Below are 4401 nucleotides of genomic sequence, written 5' to 3'. Positions count from 1 at the left end.
CGAGCCTGTGGTCTCGAAGCCGCTCCGTTCAGCAAAATTTTTGATCACGCCAATGCACTTTTCTAAAAGATGAAAGCAGTCTGCCTTTGAATTTAAAATCGCGCGGGCGATTCAGAAATCTTGCCGAACGGAGCGGCCTGAAGACCTAAGGCTTCAGGACCGAGAGAGGGAACCGCGCAGCGGCAAGATTTCCAGCCTGTCACGGTGATACCTGAAACATATTATCTAGCGATAGCGCGCAGTGAAAGAGCCTGGGATTCTTAAGGGGTGCGGCGATAGGCGCCCCTTAAGGCCAGTTTGGGCGGCGAGCCCAATGGTTTTGAATTTGAATTTGAATTTGAATTTGAAATTAAAAACTAAACGGGATCGAAAGGCACTCCTTTCAACTCCCCCACTTTCCGCTTAATCAGTTGCCTGAGCCTGAGCGCCGCCTGCGACGCCGGTTGATCCCGGCGGCTCAGCAAAATCACCTCAAATGGCAGGGGTTCCACTACCGCCACGATCTTCAGTTGATCAACATACCGCCGGGCGGTAAACGTATCGACCACGCCGACACCGCCGCCTGCCAGCACCATGTCGGCGATCACCGAGTAGGTTTTGATGAACAACGCCGAGTGCGGCATCAGACCGTTTTCGCGCAGGACGCGGTTGAGCACCTGCCCCAGCGGATCCTGCTGCTGCAACATCAGCAGATCGTTTTCGCACAGCCACGCCAGCGTTACCGGCCCTTCCACCGGGGAATCTTTGGGCAGGAGCGCGACCATATTGGCCTGATAGATCGACTCAGCAACCAGTTCCTGCGTAGCCTGCTCGCCAAATGCCAGCGCGAAATCCATTTTGTATTGCAGCAAGTCCTGACTCAGCGTGTTGAAATGTCCGGTCACCAGTTCGACGCTGCCGCCGGGCGTCTGACGGCGGAAATCCACCAGCACCGGCGCCATCACGCTGTGTCCGAGGGCGTGTGCCGAACCAATGCGCACATGCTGGCCTTCGCCCTGACGTAACTGTTCCGCCAGCTCACCGATGGCCTGAATATGGCTGAATAACGCTTCGACTTCCGGCATTAACCGCCGCCCTTCCGGCGTCACAATCAGCCCCTGCGGTGTACGGTCAAACAGCGTGAAACCCAGTTGCTGCTCAGCGTGATTCAGCACGCGGCTGACATTCGGCTGCGACACGTTCAGCAGGCGCGCCGCGCCGCTGACGCTGCCCGCCTGTAACACGGCCTGAAACACTTCGATGTGGCGTAAACGCATTGCTGCCCTATTTCTGCGTGGTGGCTAAGTACGAGAAAGCACTTAACAGGCTGATAATATTAGCAACGGTCGGGCTGTGATAACCGACGGTGACGGCATCGAGACGTTCAACGCCGGGGATCAGACAAAATAAATCTGCCAGGACCGGTTTCGCAGTCATCAGTTCGAGATGGTATGGCGCGCTGAATCTTCCGGCAGTGAGCGGCGCAGGTTTGCTGACGGCAATGGTCGCCTGTTTACGGATTTTGGCACAGGCAATCGACGGGCTGTCGGATTCGGCCGCATTGGCAGAAATCGCCCGTTTGACGCAGACATATTGCGATTCAGGGTAATAGCGGCGGATCCAGGTTTCGAGGTGATCGTCGCCGGTCACCAGCCATAACGGCACGTTGAGTTCCGCACCGGCAGCGGCGTATAAGTCGCTTTCGCCGACCACGTTGCCGTTGAGTTTAACGCGGTAAAAAGCGCGGCCATTGATGGTGTGCGCCAGTACACCGTTTTCGCCTGCGGCAGTGTGATAGCCGACAAACATCAGGCCGTCGTATTGCTGTTGTTGCAGCCCTTCGACCATCGATAAACCACGCGGTTTACCCTGTACCAGCCTGGCTCGCGGGTCGATTTTATCGGCGCGCAGGTTTTGCATCATCGCGTGGCTGTCGGCCACCGTCACTTCCATCGCGCCACCGGCAAAAGCCCCGTCGATGGCGGCGTTAACTTCGCCTTCCATCAGTGCACGGGCGGCCTCGTAATCTGAATTCCCCGGGCTGCACTGCTCAGGACGCATGACACCCGCAATACCTTCAATGTCCGCAGAGATAAACACTTTCATCAGTCGTTCCCTTTTTGGTTTGGTTACCAGACGGAGGCTAAACCCACACCCCATCCCAGCCTTCCCCTCGTGAGAGGGGAAGGAGCCAGGCTAGTTCGCCAGATTATCTAATACTTCACTCAACCCCAGCCGGTAATGTCCGTCGAATCCGCAAACGGTTTCAGCACTCAGTAAGGCATCAATAATAGCGTGTTCTGTGGCGTCTGCCGCCAGTGCCAGTAAAGGCTCAAGTTCGGCATCCGGTAATGTGACACCGTCACGTTGCGTCGAAAATGCCAGCGCGATATCCCCTGAGCCATGCCCCCCAGTAACTGCCCAGACGCCCTAACCCGGCACCGGCGCGTTTGGCGATACGTCCGAGCTGACGGCTGTCGAGATAGCAATCGCAGGCCATCACAATAATCACCGAACCGGCGTCCACCTGCGGCGCCAGTTGCGGCAGGATTTGGGCGATGGCTTCGCCGGCACGCACGCCGTCAAGCGTCAGGTCAGAGAGTTTGCCAAAGTTCGCCAGCACCAGTACGCCTAATGTCGCGTTTAGCGTTTCGCACCAGCGCGAGGCGGTGCCGATCCCGCCTTTTAAGCCAAAGCTGCTCATGCCACGTCCGGCACCCACGCTGCCACGGGCGAAGGTTTTTGTCGCGCTGTCGAGTGCGGTCAGCGCGTCGTCTTCACTCACCGCCATCGCCTGAATATCATTAAGATAGAAATCATTGCACTCGAGGATAACCGGATTAATGGTGGCATCAGGACGGCCAATCTGCGGAAATTGCTGACAACTGCGTTTCACCAGCGCATTAAATAACGTGCCGGTGGCGAAGGTATTGCTGAGCAGTACCGGCGTTTGCAGCTCGCCCAACTCCATCACCTGAATCAGCCCCATCGGTTTGCCGAAACCGTTTAACACCGCCACGCCACAGGGCAACGGCTTTTCATACAGATCGTCGCCCGGCGGCACGATGGCGGTGACGCCGGTCTGCACATCTCCGGCGGCCAGCGTGCTGTGTCCGACAGTCACGCCGGTCACATCAGTCAGTGAATTGGTGGCACCGCACGGGAAGCGCGGGCGGAAAATCTGGCGCGACCTGCGCCAGCGTTGCAGCAAGGCGGACAACGCCTGCTGCTGAAATTCATCTTCATGTTGTTGCGGATGCATCAGTTTTCCGTTTCAGCTGTTCGGTGACTATTACTTTTTCAGTTTAGGATCCAGCGTGTCACGCAGCGCGTCGCCGAGCAGATTAAATGCCAGAACCGTGAGGAATATCGCCAGCCCCGGGAACACGCTGACGTTCCATTTGCCCGCCATCATCATATTACGGCTCATCGCCAGAATATTGCCCCACTCCGGCACATCCGGTTCCGGCCCCAGACCGATAAAACTCAGGCTGGCTGCGGTCAGGATACTGGTGCCAATACGCATGGTGAAATAGACGATGACGTTTGAGAGCGTGCCCGGCAGGATATGACGCAAAATCACCACCCTGTCCGACGCGCCGACGCAGCGAACTGCTTCGACATAGGCGCTTTGTTTAATCGATAACGTAGCAGCGCGCACGATGCGGGCAAACACCGGCACGCTGAATACCGCGACCGCGATGATCACGTTGTTCAGCCCCGGACCGAGAATAGCCACGACTGCAATGGCCAGCAACATGCCCGGAAAAGCGAACAGCACGTCGGAGCCACGCATGATCAGCATATCCAGCCAGCGGCCGTAATATCCGGCCAGCAGCCCGAGTAACACACCGGCAATCATGCCGAGCGTGACCGAAAAAATACCGACATAAAGGGAGATACGCGCACCATAAATGATGCGGCTGAGGACATCTCTTCCCAAGTCGTCGGTGCCGAACCAGTGTTCCGGCGTCGGACCGACACCGAGCGCCATCCAGTCTGGTGTCATCGGGTCAAAAGGTGCCAGCCACGGCGCGAACACCGCAACAAGCACCAGCAGCAGGATAAATCCGCCGGAGACCAGCGCCATCGGATGACGGATAAAGGTGTGAAAAAAGTCGTACCACGGCGAGCGGATATCATCGTTTTGCGAGGCTACCGCAGCCGGTTGGATATCTCCCGGAGGAGAGACAGGATCGGTCATGAGCAGCTCCTAACGCAGACGGATAGCAGGATTGACCACCGCGTACAGCAGATCAACCAGCAGGTTTATCAGAATAAATTCAAACACGAACAGCATGACCAGTGCCTGAATCACCGGCTGATCCTGCGTTTTGATGGATTCGATCAGTAACCAGCCCAGCCCCGGCCAGCTGAACACGCTTTCGACAATGATCGAGCCACCGAGCAGGAAGCCAAATT

At 57.0% G+C, this 4401-nt stretch carries 4 protein-coding genes and 1 pseudogene; all 5 read right to left on the bottom strand.

Going from position 1 to position 4401, the window contains the following annotated elements; genetic code table 11:
• Window positions 1-356: 356 nt before the first annotated feature.
• Window positions 357-1256, bottom strand: coding sequence for a LysR family transcriptional regulator (locus UC14_RS26145; RefSeq protein WP_013575730.1), 900 nt, complete (start codon window positions 1254-1256; stop codon window positions 357-359).
• A gap of 7 nt (window positions 1257-1263) precedes the next feature.
• Window positions 1264-2085 (bottom strand): M55 family metallopeptidase, encoded by an 822-nt coding sequence (locus tag UC14_RS26140; RefSeq protein ID WP_112198744.1) that lies wholly within the window; start codon window positions 2083-2085, stop codon window positions 1264-1266.
• Window positions 2086-2175: 90 nt separating this feature from the next.
• Window positions 2176-3241, bottom strand: a pseudogene (locus UC14_RS26135) (P1 family peptidase).
• Between the two features lie 30 nt (window positions 3242-3271).
• A complete protein-coding gene (locus tag UC14_RS26130; RefSeq protein ID WP_112198743.1) occupies window positions 3272-4183 on the bottom strand; it encodes an ABC transporter permease subunit in 912 nt (303 codons plus the stop codon).
• Window positions 4184-4192: 9 nt separating this feature from the next.
• On the bottom strand, window positions 4193-4401 hold a 209-nt coding region (locus UC14_RS26125), incomplete at its 5' end, for an ABC transporter permease subunit (protein ID WP_157962166.1).

Origin of the sequence: Rahnella sp. NRRL B-41462 (assembly GCF_003263525.1) — a bacterium.
Lineage (GTDB): Bacteria > Pseudomonadota > Gammaproteobacteria > Enterobacterales > Enterobacteriaceae > Rahnella > Rahnella aceris.
The sequence above is the reverse complement of the archived record's forward strand: the minus strand, read 5'-3'. Positions and strand labels throughout refer to the sequence as shown.

What these genes read in the sequence shown, in the direction of transcription:
- UC14_RS26140 (WP_112198744.1), bottom strand. Translation starts at nt 2,085, where the DNA reads ATGAAAGTGTTTATCTCTGCGGACATTGAAGGTATTGCGGGTGTCATG.
- UC14_RS26130 (WP_112198743.1), bottom strand. Translation starts at nt 4,183, where the DNA reads ATGACCGATCCTGTCTCTCCTCCGGGAGATATCCAACCGGCTGCGGTA.
- UC14_RS26145 (WP_013575730.1), bottom strand. Translation starts at nt 1,256, where the DNA reads ATGCGTTTACGCCACATCGAAGTGTTTCAGGCCGTGTTACAGGCGGGC.